Below are 24,657 nucleotides of genomic sequence, written 5' to 3'. Positions count from 1 at the left end.
TGGCGCCGCCGCTTATTGCGTGCGCACCGGCTCCGGCCGGTCGCGCAGGATCGCGAGCGACAGCGCCGCCAGCCCGCAGCTGGCGATGAGCATCAGCAACGCGCCCTTGCCGGCATGCACCATCACCCAGCCACCGATCGACGGAAACCCGAACGCGCCGATGAAATACGACGCGACGAACCAGGTCAGCACGCCATGCCGTTGCGCGTCCGGGCAATCGTTGACCGCCTGCGCCAGGATCACCGGATACATGAGACCGTAGCCGGCGCCCAGCAGGACGGCCGCGACGGACTGCAGCGATGCGTGCGCGGCAGCGCCGAACATCGCGAGCGCGCCGAGCAGCATCAACATGAGCAGGCCCTTGGTCGCCGTTTCGGGGCGCGCCATCCTGACCCATCTCCCGAGCAGCCAGCGCGCGCTCACCACCGTCATCGTATAAACACTGAAGAATGTGCCGGGCCGCGCCTGCGTGCCCTGCATGAGCGACATCTGGAACGTCATCAGGCCGGAGAACACGCAGGTGCCGAGCGCAATCATCGCGATCGGCGCGGCCGCCCGCGTGCGCGAGATCGTGCGCAGCTCGCGCACCCACCGGCCGCCGGCGACGGGGGCGGACGGACGCGGGCTCAGGCGGCCGAATGCTTCCAGCATCAGCGACGCGAGCGCGCACAGCGCGCCGACCGCGTAAAGCGTGTCGTCGATCGACCAGTGGAGCATGCGCATCGCATAGGCGGCAAACGCCGGGGATGCACCGATACCGGTCATCTGGAACGTCGCCGATCGAAAGAACCAGGTGCCGCGCTCCGCACCGCTGGTACGCTCGGCCAGCGACATCGGCGCGGCCAGGTGAAACGCGCCCCAGCCGAAGCCGACCAGGAAGCCGGACGGCAGGTCCGCGTAGGCCGCGCGCCCGACGAGCGCGAAGCCGACGATGCCGGCGCCGATGCACAGTGACGACAGCGCGGCGATCCGTGCGGTGCCGATCTGCTGCGAGAACCAGCCGACGAACGACAAGCCGGCGAACGTGCCGACCGTCGCCGCGGCCAGTGCCGCGCCGGTATCGAGATCGCTGCCGCCGATCGCGCGAAAGCGCATCGACAGCAGGAAGGTTGCACCGTAGCCGCCCGCGGTGAGCAGGGTGCCGACGAGAAAAAGCAACGCACTTTGAACGCGCATGACAGCCATCCGGGGCGACGGCGACGGTCGGGGTAAATCGTCGATTGCGAGACAGTATGGACCAGGACCGATGCGGGATGCCCGCATTCGTGATGCCGCGGACGTGCCGTCGGCTTTTGTCCGACATGGCTCGAACACGCTCGTTCGAGCGCGCCGTTGCGCATCGAAAGGCCTGCATCGGCGGGGCTGCACGGCGATGTCGAATGCGTCGGGCCAGGACCGTTGCGCGCCGCGCGGGCGCGCGGTTTTTTTCGACGCACGAGGCACTCGCGCGCACTTTGATTTCCCCTGTCCGCTGCACTAGATTCGAAACATTACGTGCCAGCGACTGCGCGAGGTGAAGCCATGACGCCGTGGGAGATTCAGGGAACCGAACTGATGAACTGCAATTGCTCATACGGTTGCCCCTGCCAGTTCAATTCGTTGCCGACGCACGGCAACTGCGAAGCGATGGGTGCGATTTCGATCGACAGCGGCCACTACGGCGACGTGGTGCTCGACGGTGTCCGGATCGCGGTCGTGTTCCAGTGGCCCGGGCCGATTCACGAAGGCCACGGCCGGTGCCAGCCGATCGTCGACGAGCGTGCGAGTCCCGCGCAGTGCGAAGCCGTGCTGAAGATCATGACCGGTCAGGATACCGATCCGTTCGCGACGATGTTTTCCGTGTTCGCATCGACGCTCGAACAGGCCTACGAGCCGATCTTCGCGAAGATCGATTTCGACGTCGATGTCGATGCGCGGCGCGGCCGGATCAGCATCGACGGCGTGCTCGACATCGTCGGCGAGCCGATCCGCAATCCGGTGACGGGCGCCGAACATCGCGTGCGGATCGACCTGCCGCACGGCTTCGAATACGAGCTGGCCGAGATCGGATCCGGCACCGGCCGGTCGCACGGCCACATCCAGCTGGATCTCGAGCGGAGCTACGCGCAGTTCGCTCGGCTGCACCTGAACAACCACGGGCTGATCCGGCATCGCGTCGCGGCATGATCCCCGTCGGCGAGCTTCTCGGACGCGAGCGCGTCGTCACGCTGCTCGGCATGACCGTGCTCGTCGGCGCGTGCTGGGCCTACCTGTGGACGGGGGCCGGCACCGGCATGTCGGCGCTGGACATGACGGCGGTCGCGCTGTTCCCGCATCGGCTGGCCGACGGCATGGGCGCCATGGATCCGTCGCTGGCGACCGTGATCCTGATGTGGTGGGTGATGATGATCGCGATGATGACGCCCGGCGCGGCGCCGGTCGTGCTGCTGTACCGGCGCGTGCTGCGGCATCACGATCGGGGCGGTGCGGGGTCGGCATTCACGTCGACGTGCCTGTTGGCCGGCTATCTGGCCGTATGGCTCGCGTTCTCGGTCGGCGCGGCCGTGCTGCAGATGCTGCTGCAGCCTGCCGGCCTGATCTCCGGGATGATGCTGTGGTCGAAGAGCGCCGCGCTGTCCGCGATCGTCCTCGCGCTGGCCGGCGTCTATCAGTTCTCGCCGCTGAAACAGGCATGCCTGCGGCAATGCCGGTCGCCGGTGCGGTTTCTCGCGACATACTGGCGCCCGGGAATCACCGGCAGCTTCCTGCTCGGCGCGCGCCACGGCGCGTATTGCGTGGGCTGCTGCTGGCTGCTGATGGCGCTGCTGTTCGTCGGCGGCGTGATGAACGTCGTGTGGATCGTCGCGTTGTCGCTGTTCGTGCTGGTCGAAAAGGTGCTGCCGGGCGGCGAGCGGGTCGGCCGGGCGCTGGGTGTCGTGCTGATCGGGTGGGCGGTCGCGACGTTGCTGGTGTAGCGGGCGCGTTGCATGCGTTACCCGCTGCAGCCGGGAGTCGGTTGATGAAGATTCGAAATATTGCCGTCGCCGTCCTCTGCGCGATGAACGTCGTCGCGACACCGGCGTATTCAGCCGGCAGCATGTCCGACATGAACATGGACATGGGCGACCCGAAGACGTCGGCGCCGGATTCGGCGCTGACCGACGCCGAAGTGAAACAGATCGATGCCGGACACGGCATGGTGACGCTGAAGCACGGCGCGCTCCAGAACGTCGGGATGGCGCCGATGACGATGGCATTCAAGGCCGGCGACCCGGCGATGATCGCGTCACTGCACGTGGGCGACAAGGTCAAGGTCCGGGTCGAGCGCGTGAATGGTGCGCTGACGATCGTGAAGCTCGAGAAGCAGCGGTGAGGTTCGCCGCGCGTGATGGCAGGCGAGACGGGCCAAACCCGAACGCTTCGATCTGCATGCGGCACATCGTGCCCGGGAAGGATCGCAGGTACGGCGCGTGAGGGGGGCGCGTCCGGCGAGCATTCCGGGGGGCGGTAGTCCTGTCACGCTCCGGACCACGACCCGGTAGTCGAGCGACTGACCAACGTGCAGCCGTATGTCGTGCGATGTCGATGGAATGCAACTAGCACGTCACCGATGTACAACTTCGCATCGCCCTCAACTATCGTCGGTGTTCAGTACCCTTGGCGTTCGATCGCATCGCCTGGCCGTCTACCGCATCGGTATTCGAACCTGTCGTAACGGTGTTGTCATGAGGTACGAGCGTATCGCCCACCACGATGACCTGACGGACCATTTGTTCTTTGCTCGCGCGAGACAGCGTGGTGGGCCGAACGCTTACAATCCAATCGTATAGATGCCAGGCACGCCGGTTTCCGGATTCGGACTGCCTAGGTACGTCCATTGCACATCCGTCAAGGCGACGTCGATGAAGCTATCTCCGGAGTGCGGAAATTCCTGGCCTTTCTCGACGAATGCTTGACGATCCCACCCGTTGTACAGTGCTGCCATCGGATGCTCCGCAGCCACGCGACCTTCCCATATTCCGGTTTGGGGGCAACGTTGATGACCACTACACCGGACTGGAGAGGCTGTCTCGGGCACTTCACGCAGCAACCCCGTCTCGATCATGTGCTTCAGAAAATCATGGCGTTGCGGGGGCAGGGCATAGGCTTCGCCAAGGTAGTGCCACTGCACCTGCTCAGCGGCCAGCCAGTCGAATGACGGTGCGCCGAAGCGTTCCCCGATTTGATAGCGCTCCGCAATGTTACGGCGGGCGGGGATCAGCTCGGCTTTGGAGGCAGAGGGTGGGCCATACAGCGCGAGCCAATAGCCATCGCGTGGTACTGGTTTGTCGCCCGTGACAACCATCGTGCTATGTTCTCGTGCCGCCACGGCATACCCGTCCGGAATGAATTCCCGGCCTTGCTGCGCCACACTCTTTTGCGGCTTGGGGGGCGGTGTCACGGCCTTTGCGCCGTCGATCAGCGTCTGTGCTTTACCATCCCATTTCGGCAACGGGGCGGGTGGCAGCGGGAGTACCTTGTCAAGATTCGGCAGCTTCAGGCGACCCTGATAGAACTCGAGCGCATCCCCGAGCTTGCTGTAACGTTCCGCACGTGCTTTGTCGATATGCCCGACCAGGTTGGTTCCATCGGTAAGGTCCATTCCATCGAATTCGGTGAAAAGCTTATTTGCGCATTCAGCGGAACCTAGCTTGACCCCTTGATGAAGAACATGAAGCGCACGCAGCTTCGCTTCAGCAGTTTGCGGTCTCGCGTAGACGTGTCCTAACTCTTTCGCAGCAGTTCCATATCCCTGCGCGAGGGCACATTCCAGCATTTGCGTCGCGATAGGCAAATTTCCCCAGAATTCACCGCCGGGGTCGTCATATGCAGCATCTGTCTTTGTTCCAATGAACGTTTGTGCGGACGGGCTGCCCATATCAGCAGCGCGCTGGAAGAAGGCATAGGCACTGGTGGCATCACCACCTTTAATCAGCCCGTTCTGATGGTAGATCCCCATCATGTCGTAGGCGTCAGGCACGCCCAGTTTCATCGCTTTTTCTACCCAGCGGATAGCAGTTTCGGGATCATGGGTTGGAACACCCTGACGATCGCTCAATATCAGTGAGGCGATATTCAGCATGGCCTTCCAGTGATTGCGCTCGGCAGCCTGCGAGTAGAGTTGGTAAATCTTCGGGTAATCACGCTTACCGTAGTCAATGTTCGGGTCATCAAGCGCCAGCGCCTGCTGAAACCACAATTCAGCCTGGGGGTCGACAGGCGGTACGTGTTGGGCCTGATACACGCACGCGAAGGACTTGCGATGAGGGCTGAATAACGGCAGTTTCTCGTAACGGGGCAGGTCGGACATGGAGGCACTCAGCTGGCTGGTCTGGGCTGAAAAAGGGCTAGCTTGCGAATTGGCGGCCAGCAAGCAGAGGCTGGCGAATAGAAATCGCAGAACGAGGGTGATCAGTTTCGCGTTGGATCGATTCATCTCAAGTAAGGGCCGATGTGTCTGACGTCGATGGAATGGTCGCGGAGGCGTGCATCGTGCCAGTAGCGCGGTGATCCTCGAAGGGGAGAAGAAAACCTTTGAGAGCTGTCTTGCCTGCTTTCCATACGTCGCGATTGTTGTCCATACGCGCCACCCATCGCTTGAACACTGAAGGGATTTCTTTAAAGTCGCCGCTGCCTACGATATCTCCGCCGGAATGCAGCTTGAATATTCTTTCTCGCAATGGAGCAGCATAGTCCAACCCGGTCGCTCCAATGTTGATCTCGCTGTCCGCAGTCATGCTGCGCTGATTCATGTTCGCGCTGCCAACCGTAATAAATACATCGTCGACAATCATCAGCTTCGAGTGAATGTAGATTTCACGGTAGGCCATATCGTGATCTGAGATCGGTCCACTTGCGCGCAGCCGAGCAATACTGACCTTGATTCCATATACGGACGCCAATTCCTGTACGCTGGGGTGATCGAGAACCTTGGTCTCTGAAAAGACCGGACCCATACCGGTGTCACGTTGATACGAAACAGTCTTCGCATCGGGGTAGTCTTGAGACCGATGGTTTTCCTTGTCATAGGTACCCTGGTTCGACATTGCAGGATTATTCGCTGTCGGGTCGCTCGCGCCAAACTCGGTCAGCATGTCGTAGGTGCGCGGAATCATGCCATCATCCTCGGGATGCGGGATGACGATGAACATATGCAGGATGCCCATTTCGCTGCTTGGTCTTCCGGATTTTTCAGCCCATGCCTTCCAGTGATCTTTTCGTATCGATTTCAGTTTTTGCGCGAAGGTCGGATAGAAGAAATACTGGTTCTCCATGTAGATATAGTTGCGCGCCCAGGAACTTGCGTGAATGTAGAGTTCCTTGATCGTTTTATCCTTATCCCGGGGATGAGTGCGAACGATCTGCACTGCATGGTTGGCGTTTGCAGGCACCTTTTGAATATTACTCGGTACCTCCGCAAGCTCCGGCATTCGGTGCGTATCTGGGGCGTAGTGATTCCAGTCCAGTGCAAAGTTGTCATACACCCGCTTCAACGCCGGACCGAACAGGCGGCACGCATAGTCCTGATAGGGGCGAACATGTTTATAGCCCTTTGTAGCCGGTTGCTCCAGCGTTGCCTCCTCATGAGCCTGCTCAGCCTCCAGTCCTTTGCTCGCCAGCAGTTCTCGCAGAGGATCGTCGATGGCGTGCTTCGTCGTGTCCCAGTAGTCAGTCACGGAGTTCAATCCCATCACGTAGCCGACCGCTTTGTAGCCGTTGTTGTAGTCGTAGTCGATCACGATCGGCTTCTGATGATGGGTGGGATAGTCCGTCATGAGAGGACGTTCATTGGTCGGCAACATACCATCTTGCGGTTTGAACTCCTCGTCGGCCAAAGCGTGCGCGGCGTCTGCCGAATCGACGGAACGGAACGTCACCAGCAAGTTTTTGTTCTTTCCGCTGCAGTTCCCCTTGGGGCGATGCGTCTTCCACCACTCGATGCAGTACTTCTGGCGATCCTTGTTGTCGTAAGGAGATTTGGACGTGCCAACGACAAAAGCGGCCGGATTCGTAAACGGGTTGTGGCCGGTGTCGGAGTAGCCCGGGACGTTATTCTGTTTAGCAGACGCGGTTTCCTGGTACCACACCATCAGCCGAACCGTGACGCCTTTGTTTGCAATCTCCTCGAGCAGTTCGCCATAGGTCTGGCCACGTGGCCATTTCGCTTTGCCTTTGTCGCGGATGAGTTCCATACCCGGGTCGAAGCCCCAGCAGCAGAGGTTGACCGAACCCTTCGCGAGCTTCAGATCATTCGCGATATTCGCGAACCCCTCTTCGCCGCAAATCTGGAACTCAAGGTGATTCTCATAGGTTATCGGCGCGATGTCCTGCCGGTTTTCCAGTAACCATTGTGCAGATGATTTCGCCGCGCGCGACTTTTCGTCAATCGCGACGGTCGCTGGATTTTGGGATTTCAGGATACAGTCGACCACGTTGAGGTCCTCATTATATGTGGCGCAATATGCAGTTATCCGCCCAACCGTTCGCCGCGGTTGGTTCGCTGGTCATGGTGATCGGGATCGTCCTGGAGTGCGTCCTTGACCTTCAAGTCAAACTGTCCGCCATTCGCAAGCTTGACCTGGTAGGCCGGCGTACCAGGTTCATGATCGTTCACCACGACACGTCCGAATTCATCCGTCACGCCTTGTCCGATTTTGGCGCCACCCTTGTATAGATCATACGGTTCACTCACGTACTGATGTGCCTCGCCGGGTAGCGCTCCCAGCGCGAAATGCAACTGCTCTTTCTCTGGCGGCGATGCGGGAATGCTTGGCGTGCTGACACTGTCTGGCCCAGTCCACGTATGGTTTGCCGCATGGACCTCGAAGCCGCCCGACGTCCCACTCTTGATTTGGCCTGCCGTCCATCGCGTATAGCTGCCGCCACCGTTGATTTCGACTTCCTGCTGTGCGCTGAGGGTGATCTTCGTGGCCGTCACCGTCACGTTCAGCTTGGCCAGCAGATTAATGCTGTCCTTCAGCGCTTTCACATCGATGTCGCCGGCCGCTGCAATAAGCCGCATGCCCGCTTCCGTGACGAACAGACGCAGTGCCCGGCGCGCGCTTGCAAAGAACCCGCCTCCCGTGCTGATCGACACGTGCTCGCCGCTCGTCAGCGCGGTGGTCTTGCCACTACTGAGGTGAATTTGTTCCGGAGTGCTTGTGGCGATACCGGCGGGACTCGCCAACACCAAATGCGGCTGCTCGAACTGCTTCAATGTACCGCCGCCCTGGATGGCTTTTGCCTGCGCTTTCAGGGACCGGGCAACAGCTTTCTGTTCGTCCTCTTGCGCACCGGCCGATTGGGCGGATTGCGCGAGGCTCGCGGCGGTATCGTGGGCGTTTGCCAACTGAAGGTTGACCTCATCGACGCTGAAAGCGTCGCCGCTTGCGCCGGGGCGAGGATGGGTCGTCAGCAATAGCCCGCGTGCACCGCGCACGGCGGCATTCCCGTCGGTGCGCAGTTCGACGCCTTCGCCACGCTTCTCGCCGCGACCAGCGGGTTCGCTCACGCGCGTGAGATAGCCGGCATGAAAGCCTGATTCGAGGTGGTCGCTGCGTATCTGGGTCTGCACCTGACCTTGTGTGTCGTCTTTAAGCCAGACGTTGTTTTGTACGCCACCTATTTCCTTACTAACGAAGCCCGATAGTGGATGCTGGTCAGGCAGGTTCCACTGCGGCCGGTTTGCGCCGTTCCCGACGCGGGCGGTGATGATCGGCCTGTCGGGATCGCCGTCAAGGAACGATACAACCACTTCATCGCCGATTCTTGGCAATTGGATGCCACCGAAACCAGCGCTCGCCCATGGCTGTGCCACGCGTACCCAGCATGAACTGCGCTCGTTGCGCTGGCCGATCCGATCCCAGTGAAACTGGACCTTCACGCGACCCAACTCGTCGGTATAGATTTCCTGCGCCTGCGGCCCGACGACCGTTGCAGTCTGCATTTGCATAACGGGTTTGCAATGTTCGAGCGGACTGCGGAATGGAACGGACTTGCGTTGCGTTTCGATTTCGACGAAGTAAAGACCTGCGGAGCCGTCTGGGTGAGCGACTCTGATCGCCCCGGTTTGTTGACGGTTTGACGCTGCGTCGGCCAGCCTACTTTGGAGGCTTCCGGGTAGATTCGCGTGGTGGCTTGACCCTGGAAGATTGTTTTCGATTAACCACGACGTTTCGAGAACGACGAACTGGCGCGTGGCCGCCGAATCCTGGTCATGCTCGGGATGGCCGGTCAATTCGAACCATCGTCCAGCATCCACTCCGCGCAGACCCCCTGTGCCATGGAACCGCTTTGCGCGCGACTCCCATTCCTCCATCCGGATTCTGGTCAAGTGCTCGCCACGATCGTCCTTCAGGTACGTATAGGCACCCGTGTATTCGTAGACTTCCAGTTCCTCCGGCAACTCGTGCGACAGCGTTGGCACATGGGTGCCTTTCGGATTGGCAAGTGACGACGGACTCTTGTAGTCGAACGTACGGGTCGCAAGCGCGGCACTGTGCAGGCTTCGCACGCCCGACCAGTGCAGCAGTGCGTCGACCTCACTATTCATGCCGTCGCGCGAAAACGGCACCGTCTGCGGCGTGAGCGATTCGCAAGCCTCGAGCCTGTCGGTGACGGTCAGTGTGTGTGACTTGCCGTCATTGGCCTGTTGCCAAATACCGAACAAACCTTCAGCTTCCATCAGCCGGTGAACAAAGGTCCAGTCATCTTCATACTGCGTGCAGTACGAACGCGGTTCGAGTGGCCTCGAAATCGCAAATCCAAACTGTCCTTTTGCCTGGGAATGCGCATTGAAAACGTCGGTCAGGATTTGATCTACAGTCTGGTCCTGCCAAATGCGTTGGTCGCGACGGAACTTCAAGAAATGCATCCACGACGCGAAACGGAGTTGGTAACTTGTCAACCCGCCTTCTGATCCCAGCCGCCGGACGGAATAGACATAACCGTGGCGGGGGAGATAGGAATGATTGGCCTGCTGAAGCCATAGGGTGACGGGCTGACCAATCAGCTGCTTGAGTTTGATATTGCTATTGGCCGACTGGACGTCGAGCGTAAACTCGAAATGTCGGCCAACGCGTGACCATCCCGCCACACGCTGCGGTAACAGTACGTCCGGGCCGAGCGGCGTGTCGAGCTTGACCAGTCTCTCATTCTGGATCAGGCCGCTGCGGATTGCCCTCACAATATCCTGCGCACTCATGTTCCATCCCTTTATTATAATTGCCCACTTTTTGTCATTGGTTTGACACATCATCGGACCGGCCGATTCTACAGCCTATTGACCTGACGATTGCAAGAAATCGCAAGGTACAAAATACCGACTCTCGTCCTCCGCGGGTTCGTGCCTCTCCGCGCCATCTATTCAACAAACGGCGAAATGCTTGAAAAGCACGAGGATTTGTTTAGATTCGTACGCGAAAGGGCCAGTTTCCGCTGCGAGGTACGCGGAAACCGCATGTGTGACGATGTTCAGGAAAACCGCAGCGTCGATGTGCCGAGCGCTAATTCCGTTTGTCGCCGGAATTTCCGCCGGCTTCTGCAAAATTCAACTCGACGCCATTACCGGCCGGATCGGTGAAAAAGATCTGCAGCTGGCTCGTGATCGGCACGTACCGGCGCGCGTACCGGACCTGCGCGTCGGCAAGACGCCGCTCCATGTCGTCGGCATTCGCGCACGAAAACGCCATATGGTCGAACGTATTGACGACGTTCGTCGGCCGCACCTCGCCGGGTCGCGCTTCCGACAGGTGGAGGAGCGCCTGCGCCCCCGCGTAGAGCCAGTAGCCGCTGCTCTGGAACGGCGGTCGATATCCGGGTTCGAGGCCCACGACGTTCACATAGAAGTCGCGCAGCGTATCGAGCGTGGCCCGATCCGCGCGCAGGTTGTAATGATCGAGTCCGATGACTGACATGGCAGGTTGTCCTGTTCGCGCAAGCTGCGCATGGCACAGCATCGCGCAGCGCGGGGCATCCTGTCACCCCCGCATGCCTTTGACCGCCGCGGCCGGACGCGCGAGCCCGCGCGCCGGCAGCGGCGTCGACATCACGATCGACGTGCGCGTTTCGCCATACAGGTTGATGCGCTCGATCAGCTGTTCGAGATGCGCCATGCTGACGGCGACGAACCGCATCACGTAGGAATCCGCGCCGGTCACGTGATGGCACTCGACCACTTCGGGAATGGTCTCCAGCAGCTTCAGGAATTTCGCCTTCGCCGGCTGCGGCACCGTGATGCCGATCAGCGCGCTCACCGGGTAGCCGGCCGCGGCCGGATTGACCCGCGCCGCGTAGCCGTCGATCACGCCGGCCGATTCGAGGCGCTTCACGCGTTCCGTGACCGCCGGCACCGACAGGTGAACCTGGCGTGCCAGCTCCGTGTAGCTGATGCGGCCGTTGGCCTGCAGCAGCGCGAGTATTTTCCAGTCGAGTTCGTCCATCGCGGCGGAGTTTTTAAGGTGAAGCGGCTATTTTTCCTTAAAAACCGCCTTCAGCGGCGACCGGAGTTTCCCTACGATGACGGTTCAACGCATTGCATGTCGCGAGGAGCCGGCCATGCTGTTCATCAAGTCCGTCGTAATGGGATTGTCGATCGCGGTGCCGGTCGGCCCGATCGGCATGCTGTGCATCCAGCGCAGCCTGAGCCGCGGCTTTCACGCGGGGTTCGCGACGGGCATCGGCGCCGCGTGCGCCGATGCGATCTACGGGCTGCTCGGCGCGCTGGGCGTCGCCGGCATCGTCACCGCGTTCCCGATGCTGACCGTCGCGCTGAAAATCGGCGGCGGCGCATTCCTCGTGTGGCTGGCGTGGTCGATCGCGCGGCAGGCGCCGGCCGCGTCGGCGGCGGTGCGCGACGTGCCGCGCACGACCGTGCTGCGCGATTTCCTGACGACCTTCGGCCTCACGCTGTCGAACCCGATGACGATCCTGTCGTTCGTCGGGATCTTCGCGGCGCTCGGCCCGCTGGCGGGCACGCATGAAGGTGCGGTGGGGGCGACCGTGGCGCTGATGGTCGCCGGCGTGTTCCTGGGTTCCGCGACGTGGTGGCTGTGCCTGAGCGGCACGACTGCCGCGTTGCGCACGAAGATGTCGCTGACGTTCATGCACGGGCTGTCGCGCATGTCGGCCGTCGTGATCGCGGCGTTCGGCGCGATCCAGTTGATCGCGGGCGTGCGGGGCGTCGTAGGGGCCTGACGCGTAGCGCGGTGCGAGCGAACGCGATCGCGCGATCGCTCGCTCGCGGCCGACGACATCCGGCACCCGTACACCCGTCGGCATCGACACCCGCGCACCTGGGCGCCGATGCACCGACCACCCCGCTCAGAACGTATAGCTGACCTTGCCGAACGCCGTGCGGCCGAGCGTGTTGTAGCCGTACGCGGTCATGTACTGACGGTCGAACAGGTTCGACAGCGTTGCGGACACCGTCAGGTGCGCGTTGATCCTGTACGACGCGCGCAGGTTCACGCTCAGGTACGACGGCAGGTACGTCGTGTTGGCCGGGTCGTCGAACGTCGTGCCGCCGTAGCTCAGCGACGCGCCCGTGCTCAGTGCGTGCAGATGGAATTCGTCCCACGTATGGTCGATGTTCACGCTGACGGTCTGGCGCGGCCGGCGGTTGAGCCAGCTGTCGTTGGTCTCGTCCTGCGGATTCAGGATCCCGATCGCGACGCTGACCGGCGTATAGCGACCGATCGTGCCCTTGTACGACAGGTCGATGCCGCGGATATGCGCACGGCCGATGTTCATCGGCGAGAACGTCGCGGGGTTGTACGCGATCAGGTTGCTGACGCGCGTGTCGTAGATCGCGGCGCTGAACGTGCCGTACGCGGTGTTCGCGTCGAGCGCGGCCTCGACCGAATCGCTGCGTTCCGGGCTCAGGTCCGGATTGCCGTAGCCCGGGTAGTACAGGTCGTTGAACGTCGGCAGGCGGAACGCATTGCCGTACGACACGCGCGCCGTATAGACCGGCGTAATGGCCCACGACAGCGCGGCGTTGCCGGTGTTCACGGCCTTCCCGGCGATGATCTCGTGGCGGCCCGCGACGAACATCGTCACGCTGCCGAGCGTTGCCGACTGATGCAGCGAGAACGCGGAATCGTTGCGCGTCGGCACGCCGTCCGGCACGTCGACCGGCAGGAACGCCTGTTCGCGCGTGAAGTCGTACGCCACCTTCGTCTCGCCCGACAGCGGCAGGCCGAACAGGTGGAAGCCATGCGCCTGATGGGTCAGCGACGTCGACGAACTGATGCGCTGCGAGTTGATCTGGTCGGTCGGGATGGCCGGGTCGCTCGCGTACAGGAACTGGCGATCGTTCGCATAACCTAACGACTGGTCGAACTGCGTGTCGGGCGTGATGTCGAGATGGAACGCGAGGCCGGTCGTCAGCTGATGATCGAGCTCGCGGTTCGCAAAGCCGGCGTTGTCATAGGACAGGTCGGAGCGGTGGTACAGCGCGAACGTCGAGATCGACCAGTTGTCGCGCGCATAGCCGAGGCGCGCATCGAGGTCCTGCGCGTGATACGGATTGCGGCCGTCTTCGTGGTAGGGCAACACGGGCCGCGTTGCGTCGATGCCCGCCGTGTTGTAGTCGTGCAGGCCGAGCGTGTAGGTGAGGCCACTCAGCGCGGCGAGCGGCCCCGTCGACGGCACGGTGCCCGACGTGCGCAACTGCGTGTCGAAGGTCTTGTTCGAGCCGCCGCCGAACGACACGGTGGTCTGGTTCGGCTGGCCGGCGGCGCGGCGCGTGAACAACTGCACGACGCCGCCCATCGCGTTCGCGCCGAACGACGCGGCGGCCGGCCCCGAGATCACCTCGACGCGCTCAAATGCTTCGGTCGGCAGGTCGGCCCACGGCGCGATGCCGGTGGTCGGCGAGCCGATCCGGATGCCGTCGATGAACACCGCGACCTGGCTGGCCGACGAGCCGCGGATGCTGACCGACGCCGACGAACCCGGGCCGCCGTTCTGCGAGACGGTCACGCCCGGCAGCGTCGCGAGCGCCTGCGTGATGCTCGGGTCGCTCGGCGACAGCCGGTCGAGATCGGCGCGCGTGAGCACCTGCGTCGTCGCATAGCGCTGGTCGAACGACTCGGGCAGATGCCGCGTGTCGGTCACGCTGATCGTCGGCAGGTCGGCGCCTTCGGCGGGTTGGGGTGGCTGCGCGGGCGGCATGTCGCTGGCGGCGTGGGCGATCGGGGAGAGCAGCGCCGTGGCGGCGGACGTGGCGAGAAGGTGGCGAAGATTCATGAGGCAGCGAGCGTGATCGTGTTGCAGGTACGGCGAGCGTAAGCGGGGGGCGGCGAGTATCGCCTGGTTATCGTTGGTCTATCGCGAGACCGGGCAGCGTGGGCGGCATTCACGCGTGTCGTCATGACACGTGCCGGACGACTCGGCACACGCGTGCGGACACGCCGCGCGGACTGGCCGCGCAACGGCACGACGCTTCCGGCGTGGAAGCGGAGGCGGAAAGATCGGACATCTGAAGGGTCCTGAGGTCGGGCCGTCCATGCAACGGGGCGACCGCCAAAGGCGGTGCTGGCGCATCGGGACACCCCGCCCGGTGCGGCTGCTTGGACCTCGGGTCGATGGCAGGTCTCCTGGCTCGCGGGTCGCTATTCGCACCGGCCTTCCCGGTTTCCCAGTGGCATGGGGTGGTGCGGATTCGCCGCTCACAGTTGCGGGGGCAGCCGCAGATTCGAGGCACGGCCTCTCCTGCGTTCCCTTTTGATCCCGTTCCCGGGAACCATCAGCGCGCAAGCGTAATGGCGAGCGCGCCGGCGCGTCAATTATCGAAGTGCGCAGGGATGCGAAAAAACGTCAGTGTTCGCCGGATGCTTTCGAAATCATTTCAATTCGAGCCTTCGCACCGCGTTTCATGCCTGACGAAACGGATCGCCGGCGGCGCTGCAATCGCGCCGGAACCGGCTCGGCGCGATGCCCGTCCAGCGCACGAACGCCCGCCGAAACGCTTCCTCGCCGCCGAACCCGAGATGCGCGGCGATCCGCGCGACCGGCCAGTCCGACTCGCGCAGGCAGCGCCGCGCGACGTCGGCGAGGCACTGTTCGCGCAACGCGTGATAGCCGCTGCCTTCGGCCGCGAGCCGCCGCCGCAACGTCGCCTCGCTGACGCCGAGCCACGTCGCGAGCTCGGCGAGCGCGGGCAGCGCCTGTTCGCGCGCGAGCGCCGCATCGAGAAAGCCGCGCACCTGCTGCGCCCATGACACGACGGCCGGCGCCGCATCGATCAGCCGAAACGGAAAATCGACGAGAAACGCGGTCAGCTCGCCCGGCTGGCGGATCACGCGCGCATCGAGCCGCATCGCGTCGAACGCGAAGCCGTAGGTCCTGCGGCCGACGTCGACCGGCGCGTTGAACAGCCCGAGCAGCGGCATCGCGTCTTCGCGGCGCGGATGGCCGAGCCAGACTTCGTCCGGCCGCAGCGGCTGCCCGATCAGCCAGCCGAACAGTTGCAGATAGCAGAACAGCCCCGTCAGGTCGACGAGGCACGCGGCGGGGCTGCGCGTGCGGCGCAGCGAATCCATCCGGAACGTCGCGCGTCCGTCGCGCACCGCGAGCGACAGCGCGCCGGCGCGCGGCGTCAGCATCTCGCAGAACTCGGCGGCGCAGCGGATCGCGTCGGCGAGCGTCGCGCAACTGAGCAGGCACCGGCACATCAGGTCGACTTCCTGCTTGCGCATCGGCGGATGGCCGTCGCCGCGCGCGACCTGCGCCTCGAGCCGCTCGATCGCGTCGCGGTACAGCGCGACGAAGCCGCCGGGTGTCGTCGTCGACGCAGCAGCAACGGCAGGCGGCGCAGGCCGTTGCGCCGGCGGCACGCCGCTGCGCGCCAGTTCGTCGAGCAGACGGGCACCGAGGCCCGGCAGCACGCGGCCGCGTGCCGGCAATGCGCGCTGTTTCATATGTCTCCCGGTTTGAGCGTCCTGACAGGGGCCGGTGAGCGTGCCGGTAGGGGTTCGCCGGCCGCCGCCACGCAAGAATGCTATCCACGCCGGCCGCTTCCGGCCTCGCCGGAACGGCGTAGGCGGCCGGCACCGCATTGCGCCACGAACCACCCGAGACGACCCGCGAATGATCCAGATCGTAGACGAAATCACGCTTGCGCCCGAGCGCATTCCCGACGTGCTGGCGCTGCTGCGCGACCGCTATTTGCCGGGCCACGCGGCACGCGGACTGACGGCGGCCGGCCGCTGGGTGTCGCCGCCCGTCGCGGTGCCGGGGCGGCCGAGCACGCTGTGGCTGACGTGGCAGGTCGCCGATGCGCCGTCGTACTACCGGATGCGCGCGCTGACCGATGGCGACGTGGTCGCGTTCTGGATGGCCGTCGACGCGCTGTGCGACGCTCGCCGTCGCCATGTGATGACGGATGCCGATGCGCCGCTGCCGGCCCTGACGGAGGTCGACCATGCGGCATGACACGGCCCAGATATTCGTTTCGGCGACCGGCGATGCCGGCGCATTCGAACGCGCGTTGCACGATGCCGCGCAGGCGTTGCCGGGCGCGACCCGCGTCGCGCTCGCGCGCAATCTCGACGGCTGCTGGGGCGCGGGCGACTACACGCTCGACGTGCTGCGCGACGCACGGGCGACCGGCCACGCGACGGATTTCGCCGCGCTGGCCGGCCTGCCGGGCGTCGTGCGGATCGACGGCGCAGCGTGTCATGCGATCGGCGGCGGCCTGCGCGAACCGGCGCTGCGCGACGGCGTATGGCGCACGCTGATGCTGCGCGTGCGGCCCACGGCCGACGAAGCGCAGGTGCGCGACCTCGAGCGCGAGTTGCTTCGGATGCCCGCGTTCATGCCCGGCATCCGCAACTGGCGGCTGAGCCGGATCGTGACGCCGGGCGCGTGGACGCACGTGTGGCAACAGGAATTCGCGCACGTCGGCGATCTGCTCGGCGAATACCTGCTGCATCCGTATCACTGGGGCTGGGTCGACCGCCGCTTCGACGCCGAAAGCCCCGACTGGACGGTCGATGCGATTTCGCATGCGTTCTGTCCGCTCGCGTCGAGCCTGCTGGCCGACACGGCGGCGTGACGCAAGGCGCGCACGCAACGCGCCGCCATACACATGACAACACCGGAGACACCACCATGCGAGCCTTGCTGATCGACCGCGTCGGCCATTCCGACGCGCTGCGACTGGCCGACGTTCCCGCCCCGAAGCCGGGCCCCGGCGACGTGCTGATCCGCGTCGCGTACGCGGGCGTCAATCCCGCCGACTGGAAATGCCGCGAAGGCTATCTCGGCGCGTTCATGCAAATGACGTTTCCGTTCGTGATCGGTTTCGACGCGGCCGGCGTGGTGGAAGCGGTCGGCGACGGCGTCGACGGTGTCGCGCCCGGGATGCGCGTGTTCGCGCAGACCGACGTCGGCGCGGGGCGCTGGGGCGCGTATGCGGAATACGTCGCGGTGCGGCACGACTCGGTCGTGCGGCTGCCGGACGCGGTCGGCTTCGCGGAAGCGGCTGCCACGCCGACGCCCGCGCTGGCCGCGTGGGCCGGCCTGTTCGACGACGGCGGGCTGCGGGCCGGACAGACCGTGCTCGTGCACGGCGGCGCGGGCGCGGTCGGCACCTTCGCGATCCAGCTTGCCGCCCAGGCCGGCGCACGCGTCGCGGCGACGTGCTCGGCGCGCAACCGCGCGAGCGTCGAAGCGCTCGGCGCGGCGGCGAGCATCGACTATCGCGCGCAGGACATCGCGACGGCCGTGCGGGCGTGGGCGCCCGGCGGTGTCGATCTCGTGCTCGATGCGGTCGGCGGCGACACGCTGCCCGCCGCGCTCGACCTGCTGGCGCCGGGCGGCACGCTCGTGACCATCATGACGCTCGCGCCCGGCGATGCGCAGCGGCTGGCCGCGACGGGCGCGGAGGCCGCGCGGCGCGGGTTGCGCACCGCGATGACCTACAGCCGGATGCCGAGCGGCGCCACGCTTTCATCGATCGCCGAGCGGCTCGGCACGCGCGCGCTGCGCGTGCCGCGCTTCGACAGTTTTCCGCTCGAACAGGCGGCGCGCGCGCTCGACCTCGTTCAAACGGGCGACGCGAAAACCAAGTTCGTGCTGCACGTTGCGGATATCGCGGGCTGACGCATAACGCTCCCCGACACAACATCACCTACACCGGAGACATCATGACCGACCACCGAACCGCGACGCTCGCGGGCAAATGCGCGCTCGTGACGGGCGCGAGCCGCGGCATCGGCCGCGCGATCGCGCAGCGCCTCGCAGCCGAAGGCGCGACCGTCGTCGTGACGGCGCGCAGCCTCACGCACTCGGCGACGACCGCCGGCACGCTCGCCGAAACGGTCGCGCTGATCGAACAGGCCGGCGGCCGCGCGCTCGCGCTCGCGGCCGACCTGTCGAAGCCGGCCGAGCGCGACGCGCTCGTCGCGCGCGCGGCCGAGGCGGCCGGCGGCCTCGACATCCTCGTGAACAACGCGGGCGTGGCCGACTACGCATGCGTCGACGCGATGCCGATGACGATGTTCGACGCGACACTCGAACACTATCTGCGCATCCCGTTCGCACTGAGCCAGGCCGCGATTCCGCTGATGCGCGCGCGCGGCGCCGGCTGGATCGTGAACGTCGGCTCGGTCACCGCGCTCGCGCCGCTGCGGCCGTTCGACGACTTCGCGCGCGCGGGCGGCGCGACCATCTATGCGGCGGTCAAGGCCGCGCTGTCGCGTTTCACGCAGGGGCTTGCGGCCGAACTCGAAGCCGACGGCATCGCGGTGAACCTGGTCGCGCCGAGCACCGCGATCCGCACGCCGGGCGCGGCCCGCTACATCCCCGAAGGCTATCCGACCGAGGACGTCGCGTATCTGGCGGAAACCGCGCTCGCGCTGTGCAGCCTGCCGGCGCGCGAGCGCACGGGCCTCGTCACGCACAGAGCCTGCATTTCCCGCTGTCGCAGGGGCTCGCGGTGCGCTCGCTCGACGGCCGTACGCCGGTGCCGCCGCCCGAGATTCCGGCGTACGCGCATCCCCATATCGACCCGACAGGACTGTGACATGACGAACTCGATTCGCTTCGACGGCGGCACCGCCGTGATCACCGGCGCGGCCAGCGGCATCGGCAGCGGGCTCGCGCGCCATGCTGCGGCACTCGGCATGCGCGTGGTGTTGGCCGACCTCGACCCGGCGAAGCTCGACGCGTTCGCCGCGACGCTCGACACCGACGTGCTGTGCGTGCCGACCGACGTCAGCCGCCCGGAAGCCGTCGACGCACTGGCCGACGCCGCCTGGCGGCGTTTCGGCGGCGTCGACCTGCTGTTCAACAACGCGGGCGTGATGGCGACCGGTTTCAGCTGGGAAATCACGCCGGAACGGTTCGAGCGCAGTTTCGCGATCAACGTGCACGGCGTGATGAACGGGATCCGCAGCTTCGTGCCGCGCATGCTCGAGCGCAACGTGCCGGCGCGCGTCGTCAATACCGCGTCGGTCGGCGGGTTCCTGCCGAGCCCGTTGATGTCGCCTTACTCGGCGACGAAATTCGCGGTGGTCGCGCTGACCGAATCGCTGTACGGCGAACTGAAGATGCTCGGCGCGCCGGTCGGCGTGTCGCTGCTCGCGCCGGGCCCGGTGCAGACGGGCATCTTCAACGATCCGTTCGGCGCCGCGCACGACCGGCCCGAGGTGCAGGGCTTCGTCGAGACGATGCGCGCGATGCTGAACGCGCACGGGCTCACGCCCGACGCGTTCGCGGCGCGCGCGTTCGACGGCATTCGCGACGGGCGCTACTGGCTGATTCCGCAGCCTGAGACGCTCGACGGCGCGCTGCAGCGGCGCACGGCGGACATCCTCGCCGCGCGCGATCCGTCGCTGCCGTCGTTGTGATGGCGTGACGCGCTGAAGTGCCGAAGCACCGAAGCACCGAAGCACCGAAGCACCGAAGCACCGAAGCACCGAAGCACCGAAGCACCGAAGCACCGAAGCACCGAAGCACCGAAGCGAGCCGGCCGACCGACGCGGCCGGCTCGCGCGGCATTACATATGCGTGCCGCCGCGCGCGCGACCGGCCGGGTCGCCGCCGCGATCGGGCGGCGTATTGTTCTGATCGATCTTCGCGAGCACGAAGCCGGCATGCGGCAGCGCGGCGGGCGAACGGTGGGCGACCGGGGCGTGCGGCAACGTGGCGGGAAAAACGGATGACGTCACGCCCGGTTGAGCGAACGCCGAAAGGGATGCTGCCGCGAGGGCGGCGGCGACGATCGCGTGCGTGTTCATGGTGACTCCTTCTTCACGACTGACTGCGGGACAACGCATTCAGTCTAGGGCGCGAAACTTAACGCGGCGTGAAGGAGCGGCGGCGCGCGGATGACAGGATGTTCATGCGGTCATCCGCGCGCTGCGACGCATCACGCGGATGCGGATACCAGCGCGCAGAAGTTCTCGAGATCGACGTTGCCGCCGCTGATCACGATGCCGACGCGCTTGCCTTGCAGTTCGTCCTTCATCCGGCGCGCGGCCGCGAACGACAGGCAGCCGGTCGGCTCGACGACAATCTTCATACAGGTTGCGAAGAAGCGCATGCAGTCGACCAGCTCCGCGTCGGTCGCGGTCAGGATGTCGTCGACGTCGCGCCGCAGGATCGGGAACGTCAGGTTGCCGAGGTGCTGCGTCTGCGCGCCGTCGGCGATCGTGCGCGGCGTGTCGATATGGACGATCGACCCGGACCGGAACGATTGCTGCCCGTCGTTGCCGGCTTCCGGCTCGACGCCGTACAGCTTCGCGTGCGGCGACAGCGCGCGCGTCGCGAGCGCCGTGCCCGACAGCAGGCCGCCGCCGCCGAGCGGCGTGAAGACCGCGTCGAGCGGCCCGACTTCGTCGAACAGTTCCTTCGCCGCCGTGCCCTGGCCCGCGATCACGTCCGCGTGGTCGTAGGGCGGCACCAGCGTGAGCCCGTGCTTTTCCGCGAGTTCGCGGCCGATCTGCTCGCGGTCCTCGGTATAGCGGTCGTAGGTCACGACGTTGCCGCCGTAGCCGCGCGTCGCGGCCATCTTCGCGGCCGGTGCGTCCTGCGGCATCACGATCGTCGCCGGGATGCCGAGTATGCGCGCCGACAGCGCGATCGCCTGCGCATGGTTGCCGGACGAGAACGCGACGACGCCGTTGCGCCGCTGCGTCGCGTCGAAGCGCGACAACGCGTTGAACGCGCCGCGGAACTTGAACGCGCCCATGCGCTGCAGGTTCTCGCACTTGAAGAACACCTGCGCGCCGAGCGCTTCGTCGATCGTGCGCGACGTCATCACGGGCGTGCGGTGCGCGTGGCCGTCGAGCCGCGCCGCGGCGGCCGCGACGTCGTCGTAGGTGGGGAGGGTCGGAGTGTTCATGAGTCGCTCGTCGGAAGAGTCAGTCAACAGGTAAGCGGGGCGCGCCGCGGGCACGCATCATTTCGCATCGTTGTATACAGTGGCGCGCGACACGCCGAGGTGCTGCGCCACGATTTCCATCGCGCGGCGCACCTCGAGGAAGCCGTCCGCCTTCAGCGTCTGCAGCAGCTCGCGGCGCTGGTCGGTCTTCAGCTCGCGCGGCGTGGTCGCGAGGCGCGTCGCGAACGCGTCGATGCGCTGCCGGATCGCGTCCGCGCCGGCCGGGTCGAGCGTTTCGGCGACCGGCGCGCCTTCGGTGCTGCAGAACTGGTTCAGCATCCCCTGGAAGCCGCGGAACAATGTGACGTCCGCGTTCAGGCACAGCGCGGCCACATAGCGGCCGCCCGAATCCTTGATGCCGATCGACGTGCTTTTCGCAGTGCGGCCGTCGGCGAAGCGGTTCGCGTAGTTCGCGAGCACCTGCGGGAAGTCGTCGTCCGCGATGCGGGCGAGCCCGAGTTCGGTCGCCGGATCGCCGATCGCGCGGCCCGACAGGTTGTTGTGGATCGCGAGGATCGCGTGCTCCGGCGTGCGCAGGTCGTGCACGACGACTTCGGTGAACGGCGCGAACATCGCGCCGAGCCCTTCGGCGATGCGCAGCACCTGCTCGATCAGCGACGCCTGTTCCGACTGCGGCCTGGGGCGGGGCGTGGTCATGCGCTGGCCTCGAGCGCGGGCGCGCCGGTCGTTTCCGGCCGCGTGATGTCGGCCAGCAGCGGGCGGGCGATGCGCACGTAGTCGGACGCGTCGAGCACGACCGAGCGGTCGAGGCGGCCCGCGTTGAACGCGATTTCGTCGTTGAGTTCGATCAGCGCGGGATCGACGACGAGCGTCACGTTCGCGTCGAACACGAACGGCGGCACGGCGCCCATCACGCAGCGCGTGACCGTGGCGGCGAGTTCGGGCGGCGCGAGCGTCGCCTTGCGGCGGCCGACCGCGTCGGCGACCTTGCGGAAGTCGATCTTCAGGTGACCAGGGATCACCGCGAGCGCGGTGGCGTCGCCGCCGTCCTTGAACGTGCAGAGCATCGCCTTCGCGCCCTGTTCCGGACGCGTGCCGCGAAGCGCGGCGATCACGTCGGATTTGCCTTCGGCCGGGTGATCGAGCACGCGGAACCGCGCGCCGGAGGTGTTCAGCAGTTCGCACAGCGTGTCGAAGACGGGGTAGTCGCTCATGGGGTTCCGGGCAGGAGGGCGCGCATCGCGGTACGCGGGGACGGCGCGCCTGTCGGTTTGTCGTCGATGGATTGTCCAAGTATAGACGTTTTGTCATGTCTGTGGCAAAAGCGCGAAACATGGATCGCCGCGCCTGTCCTCCCACCAACTGCCGAAAGGCCGTTTCATATCGCGGAATGCACGCCGAATTCCCGCCGTGTCATCTTCCCGCGGCTTGAAAACCTGTTTTGCATCGCAAAACGCGCTGCTTATCTCATTGAAAAACAAGAAGAATTTATATCTTATGTCTTATATAAGAGTTGATCGACAGTGCGTCGCGCAGCGTTACCATTGAGTCCATGCAGTTCGCTTCGTCACACGGAGCGGGCACGCTGAACCCTTTACTCAAATGCGCTTCGTTCCCAGGAGATTGACATGTCCCAATATCAAGACGACATCAAGGCAGTGGCTGGCTTGAAGGAAAACCACGGCAGCGCGTGGAATGCCATCAGCCCCGAGTATGCGGCCCGCATGCGTGCCCAGAACAAGTTCAAGACGGGGCTCGACATCGCGAAGTACACCGCGAAGATCATGCGCGCCGACATGGCCGCGTACGATGCCGACCCGGCCAAGTACACGCAGTCGCTGGGATGCTGGCACGGCTTCATCGGCCAGCAGAAGATGATCTCCATCAAGAAGCACTTCAACAGCACCGAACGCCGCTACCTGTACCTGTCGGGCTGGATGGTCGCCGCGCTGCGCTCGGAGTTCGGCCCGCTGCCGGACCAGTCGATGCACGAAAAGACCTCGGTCAGCGCGCTGATCCGCGAGCTGTACACGTTCCTGCGCCAGGCCGATGCGCGTGAGCTGGGCGGCCTGTTCCGCGAGCTGGACGCCGCCAAGGACGCCGCTGCCAAGGCCGCGATCCAGGAAAAGATCGACAACCACGTGACGCACGTCGTGCCGATCATCGCGGACATCGACGCCGGTTTCGGCAACGCGGAAGCGACCTACCTGCTGGCCAAGCAGTTCATCGAAGCGGGCGCGTGCTGCATCCAGATCGAGAACCAGGTGTCCGACGAGAAGCAGTGCGGCCACCAGGACGGCAAGGTCACGGTGCCGCACGAGGACTTCCTCGCGAAGATCCGCGCGATCCGCTACGCGTTCCTGGAACTGGGCGTGGACGACGGCATCATCGTCGCCCGTACCGACTCGCTCGGTGCCGGCCTGACCAAGCAGATCGCCGTGACCAACGCGCCGGGCGACCTGGGCGACCAGTACAACGCGTTCCTCGACTGCGAGGAACTGTCGGCCGACCAGCTGGGCAACGGTGACGTCGTGATCAAGCGCGACGGCAAGCTGCTGCGTCCGAAGCGCCTGCCGAGCAACCTGTTCCAGTTCCGCGCCGGCACGGGCGAAGCACGCTGCGTGCTCGACTGCATCACGTCGCTGCAGAACGGCGCCGACCTGCTGTGGATCGAAACCGAAAAGCCGCACATCGCGCAGATCGGCGGCATGGTCAGCGAAATCCGCAAGGTCATTCCGAACGCGAAGCTGGTGTACAACAACAGCCCGTCGTTCAACTGGACGCTGAACTTCCGTCAGCAGGCATATGACGCGCTGAAGGCCGCGGGCAAGGACGTGTCGGCATACGACCGTGCGCAGCTGATGAGCGTCGAGTACGACGAGACCGAACTGGCCAAGCTCGCCGACGAGAAGATCCGCACGTTCCAGGCCGATGCATCGCGTGAAGCCGGCATCTTCCATCACCTGATCACGCTGCCGACGTACCACACGGCCGCGCTGTCGACCGACAACCTCGCGAAGGAATACTTCGGCGACCAGGGCATGCTCGGTTACGTGGCCGGCGTGCAGCGCAAGGAAATCCGCCAGGGCATCGCGTGCGTCAAGCACCAGAACATGTCCGGCTCGGATATCGGCGACGACCACAAGGAATACTTCAGCGGCGACGCAGCGCTGAAGGCCGCGGGCAAGGACAACACGATGAACCAGTTCTGAGCGTCGTCGTAATCGAAGCAGAACGCCAACCCGTCATCACGGGTTGGCGTTTTTTTTCATCCGAGCGATCGCCGC

21 protein-coding genes, 1 pseudogene and 1 riboswitch are annotated in these 24,657 nt (G+C 64.9%); of the genes and pseudogenes, 10 read left to right on the top strand and 12 right to left on the bottom strand.

The genetic code is table 11. The annotated features are described in order from the left end of the window. Positions 1-12: 12 nt before the first annotated feature. The gene (locus U4Y91_RS19935) at positions 13-1,176 is read right to left on the bottom strand and encodes an MFS transporter (RefSeq protein ID WP_321806511.1); all 1,164 of its coding nucleotides are present in this window, start codon (positions 1,174-1,176) and stop codon (positions 13-15) included. A gap of 345 nt (positions 1,177-1,521) precedes the next feature. Here U4Y91_RS19935 and U4Y91_RS19930 point away from each other — a divergent pair, with 345 nt between their 5' ends. Genes U4Y91_RS19930 through U4Y91_RS19920 form a run of 3 tightly spaced genes read left to right on the top strand, consistent with a single transcriptional unit; the run spans position 1,522 to position 3,352 of the window. Then, entirely contained in the window at positions 1,522-2,166 is a 645-nt protein-coding gene (locus tag U4Y91_RS19930; RefSeq protein WP_044844625.1) for a DUF1326 domain-containing protein, read from the top strand. Next, positions 2,163-2,954 (top strand): DUF2182 domain-containing protein, encoded by a 792-nt coding sequence (locus U4Y91_RS19925; RefSeq protein WP_321806510.1) that lies wholly within the window; start codon positions 2,163-2,165, stop codon positions 2,952-2,954. The genes U4Y91_RS19930 and U4Y91_RS19925 overlap by 4 nt, the downstream gene beginning before the upstream one ends. Positions 2,955-2,998: 44 nt before the next feature. Then, positions 2,999-3,352 (top strand): copper-binding protein, encoded by a 354-nt coding sequence (locus U4Y91_RS19920; protein WP_321806509.1) that lies wholly within the window; start codon positions 2,999-3,001, stop codon positions 3,350-3,352. Positions 3,353-3,790: 438 nt separating this feature from the next. Here U4Y91_RS19920 and U4Y91_RS19915 read toward each other — a convergent pair whose 3' ends face one another. The 5 genes from U4Y91_RS19915 to U4Y91_RS19895 form a co-directional block, all read right to left on the bottom strand. Beyond that, entirely contained in the window at positions 3,791-5,329 is a 1,539-nt protein-coding gene (locus U4Y91_RS19915; protein WP_321806508.1) for a tetratricopeptide repeat protein, read from the bottom strand. Between the two features lie 127 nt (positions 5,330-5,456). Further along, positions 5,457-7,451: a phospholipase D-like domain-containing protein gene (locus U4Y91_RS19910; RefSeq protein WP_321806507.1), complete on the bottom strand. Its 1,995-nt coding sequence runs from the start codon at positions 7,449-7,451 to the stop codon at positions 5,457-5,459. A 35-nt stretch (positions 7,452-7,486) separates the two neighbouring features. After that, a complete protein-coding gene (locus U4Y91_RS19905; protein ID WP_321806506.1) occupies positions 7,487-10,222 on the bottom strand; it encodes a type VI secretion system Vgr family protein in 2,736 nt (911 codons plus the stop codon). Positions 10,223-10,523: 301 nt separating this feature from the next. Next, positions 10,524-10,934, bottom strand: coding sequence for a VOC family protein (locus U4Y91_RS19900; protein ID WP_321806505.1), 411 nt, complete (start codon positions 10,932-10,934; stop codon positions 10,524-10,526). A 63-nt stretch (positions 10,935-10,997) separates the two neighbouring features. Continuing rightward, positions 10,998-11,459 carry an Lrp/AsnC family transcriptional regulator gene (locus U4Y91_RS19895; protein WP_321806504.1) on the bottom strand — a complete coding sequence of 154 codons (462 nt, stop codon included), beginning with the start codon at positions 11,457-11,459 and terminating at the stop codon, positions 10,998-11,000. Between the two features lie 115 nt (positions 11,460-11,574). Here U4Y91_RS19895 and U4Y91_RS19890 point away from each other — a divergent pair, with 115 nt between their 5' ends. Further along, on the top strand, positions 11,575-12,213 hold the full coding sequence (locus U4Y91_RS19890) for a LysE family translocator (RefSeq protein WP_321806503.1): 639 nt from the start codon (positions 11,575-11,577) through the stop codon (positions 12,211-12,213). Between the two features lie 126 nt (positions 12,214-12,339). Here U4Y91_RS19890 and U4Y91_RS19885 read toward each other — a convergent pair whose 3' ends face one another. After that, a complete protein-coding gene (locus U4Y91_RS19885) occupies positions 12,340-14,268 on the bottom strand; it encodes a TonB-dependent receptor domain-containing protein (RefSeq protein WP_321806502.1) in 1,929 nt (642 codons plus the stop codon). 322 nt (positions 14,269-14,590) lie between these two features. Next, positions 14,591-14,784: riboswitch (cobalamin riboswitch) on the bottom strand. Between the two features lie 110 nt (positions 14,785-14,894). Beyond that, a complete protein-coding gene (locus U4Y91_RS19880) occupies positions 14,895-15,941 on the bottom strand; it encodes a helix-turn-helix domain-containing protein (protein ID WP_321806501.1) in 1,047 nt (348 codons plus the stop codon). Between the two features lie 169 nt (positions 15,942-16,110). On the opposite strand from U4Y91_RS19880, the gene U4Y91_RS19875 reads away from it, so the two are divergent. The 5 genes and pseudogenes from U4Y91_RS19875 to U4Y91_RS19855 all read left to right on the top strand — a co-directional run bounded on the left by U4Y91_RS19875 (position 16,111) and on the right by U4Y91_RS19855 (position 19,874). Continuing rightward, positions 16,111-16,455, top strand: coding sequence for a hypothetical protein (locus U4Y91_RS19875; protein WP_321806500.1), 345 nt, complete (start codon positions 16,111-16,113; stop codon positions 16,453-16,455). Then, positions 16,445-17,077: a Dabb family protein gene (locus tag U4Y91_RS19870; RefSeq protein ID WP_321806499.1), complete on the top strand. Its 633-nt coding sequence runs from the start codon at positions 16,445-16,447 to the stop codon at positions 17,075-17,077. The genes U4Y91_RS19875 and U4Y91_RS19870 overlap by 11 nt, the downstream gene beginning before the upstream one ends. A 56-nt stretch (positions 17,078-17,133) precedes the next feature. Continuing rightward, positions 17,134-18,126, top strand: a complete 993-nt coding sequence (locus U4Y91_RS19865) for an NADP-dependent oxidoreductase (protein WP_321806498.1) — start codon at positions 17,134-17,136, stop codon at positions 18,124-18,126. A gap of 44 nt (positions 18,127-18,170) precedes the next feature. Next, a pseudogene (locus U4Y91_RS19860) lies at positions 18,171-19,048 on the top strand (SDR family NAD(P)-dependent oxidoreductase). 1 nt (position 19,049) lies between these two features. Then, the gene (locus U4Y91_RS19855; protein WP_321806497.1) at positions 19,050-19,874 is read left to right on the top strand and encodes an SDR family NAD(P)-dependent oxidoreductase; all 825 of its coding nucleotides are present in this window, start codon (positions 19,050-19,052) and stop codon (positions 19,872-19,874) included. Positions 19,875-20,024: 150 nt separating this feature from the next. On the opposite strand, the gene U4Y91_RS19850 is transcribed toward U4Y91_RS19855, so the two are convergent. The 4 genes from U4Y91_RS19850 to U4Y91_RS19835 form a co-directional block, all read right to left on the bottom strand. After that, positions 20,025-20,264 (bottom strand): hypothetical protein, encoded by a 240-nt coding sequence (locus tag U4Y91_RS19850; RefSeq protein ID WP_321806496.1) that lies wholly within the window; start codon positions 20,262-20,264, stop codon positions 20,025-20,027. A 131-nt stretch (positions 20,265-20,395) separates the two neighbouring features. Beyond that, a complete protein-coding gene (locus U4Y91_RS19845) occupies positions 20,396-21,370 on the bottom strand; it encodes a threo-3-hydroxy-L-aspartate ammonia-lyase (RefSeq protein ID WP_321806495.1) in 975 nt (324 codons plus the stop codon). A gap of 57 nt (positions 21,371-21,427) precedes the next feature. Continuing rightward, on the bottom strand, positions 21,428-22,066 hold the full coding sequence (locus tag U4Y91_RS19840) for a transcriptional regulator (RefSeq protein ID WP_321806494.1): 639 nt from the start codon (positions 22,064-22,066) through the stop codon (positions 21,428-21,430). Continuing rightward, positions 22,063-22,584 (bottom strand): YbaK/prolyl-tRNA synthetase associated domain-containing protein, encoded by a 522-nt coding sequence (locus U4Y91_RS19835; protein WP_321806493.1) that lies wholly within the window; start codon positions 22,582-22,584, stop codon positions 22,063-22,065. Before U4Y91_RS19835 ends, U4Y91_RS19840 begins: the two co-directional genes overlap by 4 nt. Before the next feature lie 414 nt (positions 22,585-22,998). Between U4Y91_RS19835 and U4Y91_RS19830 the strand changes: the two genes are divergently transcribed. After that, entirely contained in the window at positions 22,999-24,582 is a 1,584-nt protein-coding gene (locus U4Y91_RS19830; protein ID WP_321806492.1) for an isocitrate lyase, read from the top strand. Positions 24,583-24,657: the final 75 nt, after the last annotated feature.

Origin of the sequence: Burkholderia sp. BCC1993 (genome assembly GCF_905339865.1) — a bacterium.
Lineage (GTDB): Bacteria > Pseudomonadota > Gammaproteobacteria > Burkholderiales > Burkholderiaceae > Burkholderia.
This window is presented reverse-complemented; position numbering and strand designations above follow the sequence as displayed.

Bases quoted from the DNA above. Each gene is read 5' to 3' on its own strand.
- U4Y91_RS19935 (WP_321806511.1), bottom strand. From the start codon at position 1,176: ATGCGCGTTCAAAGTGCGTTGCTTTTTCTCGTCGGCACCCTGCTCACC.
- U4Y91_RS19930 (WP_044844625.1), top strand. From the start codon at position 1,522: ATGACGCCGTGGGAGATTCAGGGAACCGAACTGATGAACTGCAATTGC.
- U4Y91_RS19925 (WP_321806510.1), top strand. From the start codon at position 2,163: ATGATCCCCGTCGGCGAGCTTCTCGGACGCGAGCGCGTCGTCACGCTG.
- U4Y91_RS19920 (WP_321806509.1), top strand. From the start codon at position 2,999: ATGAAGATTCGAAATATTGCCGTCGCCGTCCTCTGCGCGATGAACGTC.
- U4Y91_RS19915 (WP_321806508.1), bottom strand. From the start codon at position 5,329: ATGTCCGACCTGCCCCGTTACGAGAAACTGCCGTTATTCAGCCCTCAT.
- U4Y91_RS19905 (WP_321806506.1), bottom strand. From the start codon at position 10,222: ATGAGTGCGCAGGATATTGTGAGGGCAATCCGCAGCGGCCTGATCCAG.
- U4Y91_RS19900 (WP_321806505.1), bottom strand. From the start codon at position 10,934: ATGTCAGTCATCGGACTCGATCATTACAACCTGCGCGCGGATCGGGCC.
- U4Y91_RS19895 (WP_321806504.1), bottom strand. From the start codon at position 11,459: ATGGACGAACTCGACTGGAAAATACTCGCGCTGCTGCAGGCCAACGGC.
- U4Y91_RS19890 (WP_321806503.1), top strand. From the start codon at position 11,575: ATGCTGTTCATCAAGTCCGTCGTAATGGGATTGTCGATCGCGGTGCCG.
- U4Y91_RS19885 (WP_321806502.1), bottom strand. From the start codon at position 14,268: ATGAATCTTCGCCACCTTCTCGCCACGTCCGCCGCCACGGCGCTGCTC.
- U4Y91_RS19880 (WP_321806501.1), bottom strand. From the start codon at position 15,941: ATGAAACAGCGCGCATTGCCGGCACGCGGCCGCGTGCTGCCGGGCCTC.
- U4Y91_RS19875 (WP_321806500.1), top strand. From the start codon at position 16,111: ATGATCCAGATCGTAGACGAAATCACGCTTGCGCCCGAGCGCATTCCC.
- U4Y91_RS19870 (WP_321806499.1), top strand. From the start codon at position 16,445: ATGCGGCATGACACGGCCCAGATATTCGTTTCGGCGACCGGCGATGCC.
- U4Y91_RS19865 (WP_321806498.1), top strand. From the start codon at position 17,134: ATGCGAGCCTTGCTGATCGACCGCGTCGGCCATTCCGACGCGCTGCGA.
- U4Y91_RS19855 (WP_321806497.1), top strand. From the start codon at position 19,050: ATGACGAACTCGATTCGCTTCGACGGCGGCACCGCCGTGATCACCGGC.
- U4Y91_RS19850 (WP_321806496.1), bottom strand. From the start codon at position 20,264: ATGAACACGCACGCGATCGTCGCCGCCGCCCTCGCGGCAGCATCCCTT.
- U4Y91_RS19845 (WP_321806495.1), bottom strand. From the start codon at position 21,370: ATGAACACTCCGACCCTCCCCACCTACGACGACGTCGCGGCCGCCGCG.
- U4Y91_RS19840 (WP_321806494.1), bottom strand. From the start codon at position 22,066: ATGACCACGCCCCGCCCCAGGCCGCAGTCGGAACAGGCGTCGCTGATC.
- U4Y91_RS19835 (WP_321806493.1), bottom strand. From the start codon at position 22,584: ATGAGCGACTACCCCGTCTTCGACACGCTGTGCGAACTGCTGAACACC.
- U4Y91_RS19830 (WP_321806492.1), top strand. From the start codon at position 22,999: ATGTCCCAATATCAAGACGACATCAAGGCAGTGGCTGGCTTGAAGGAA.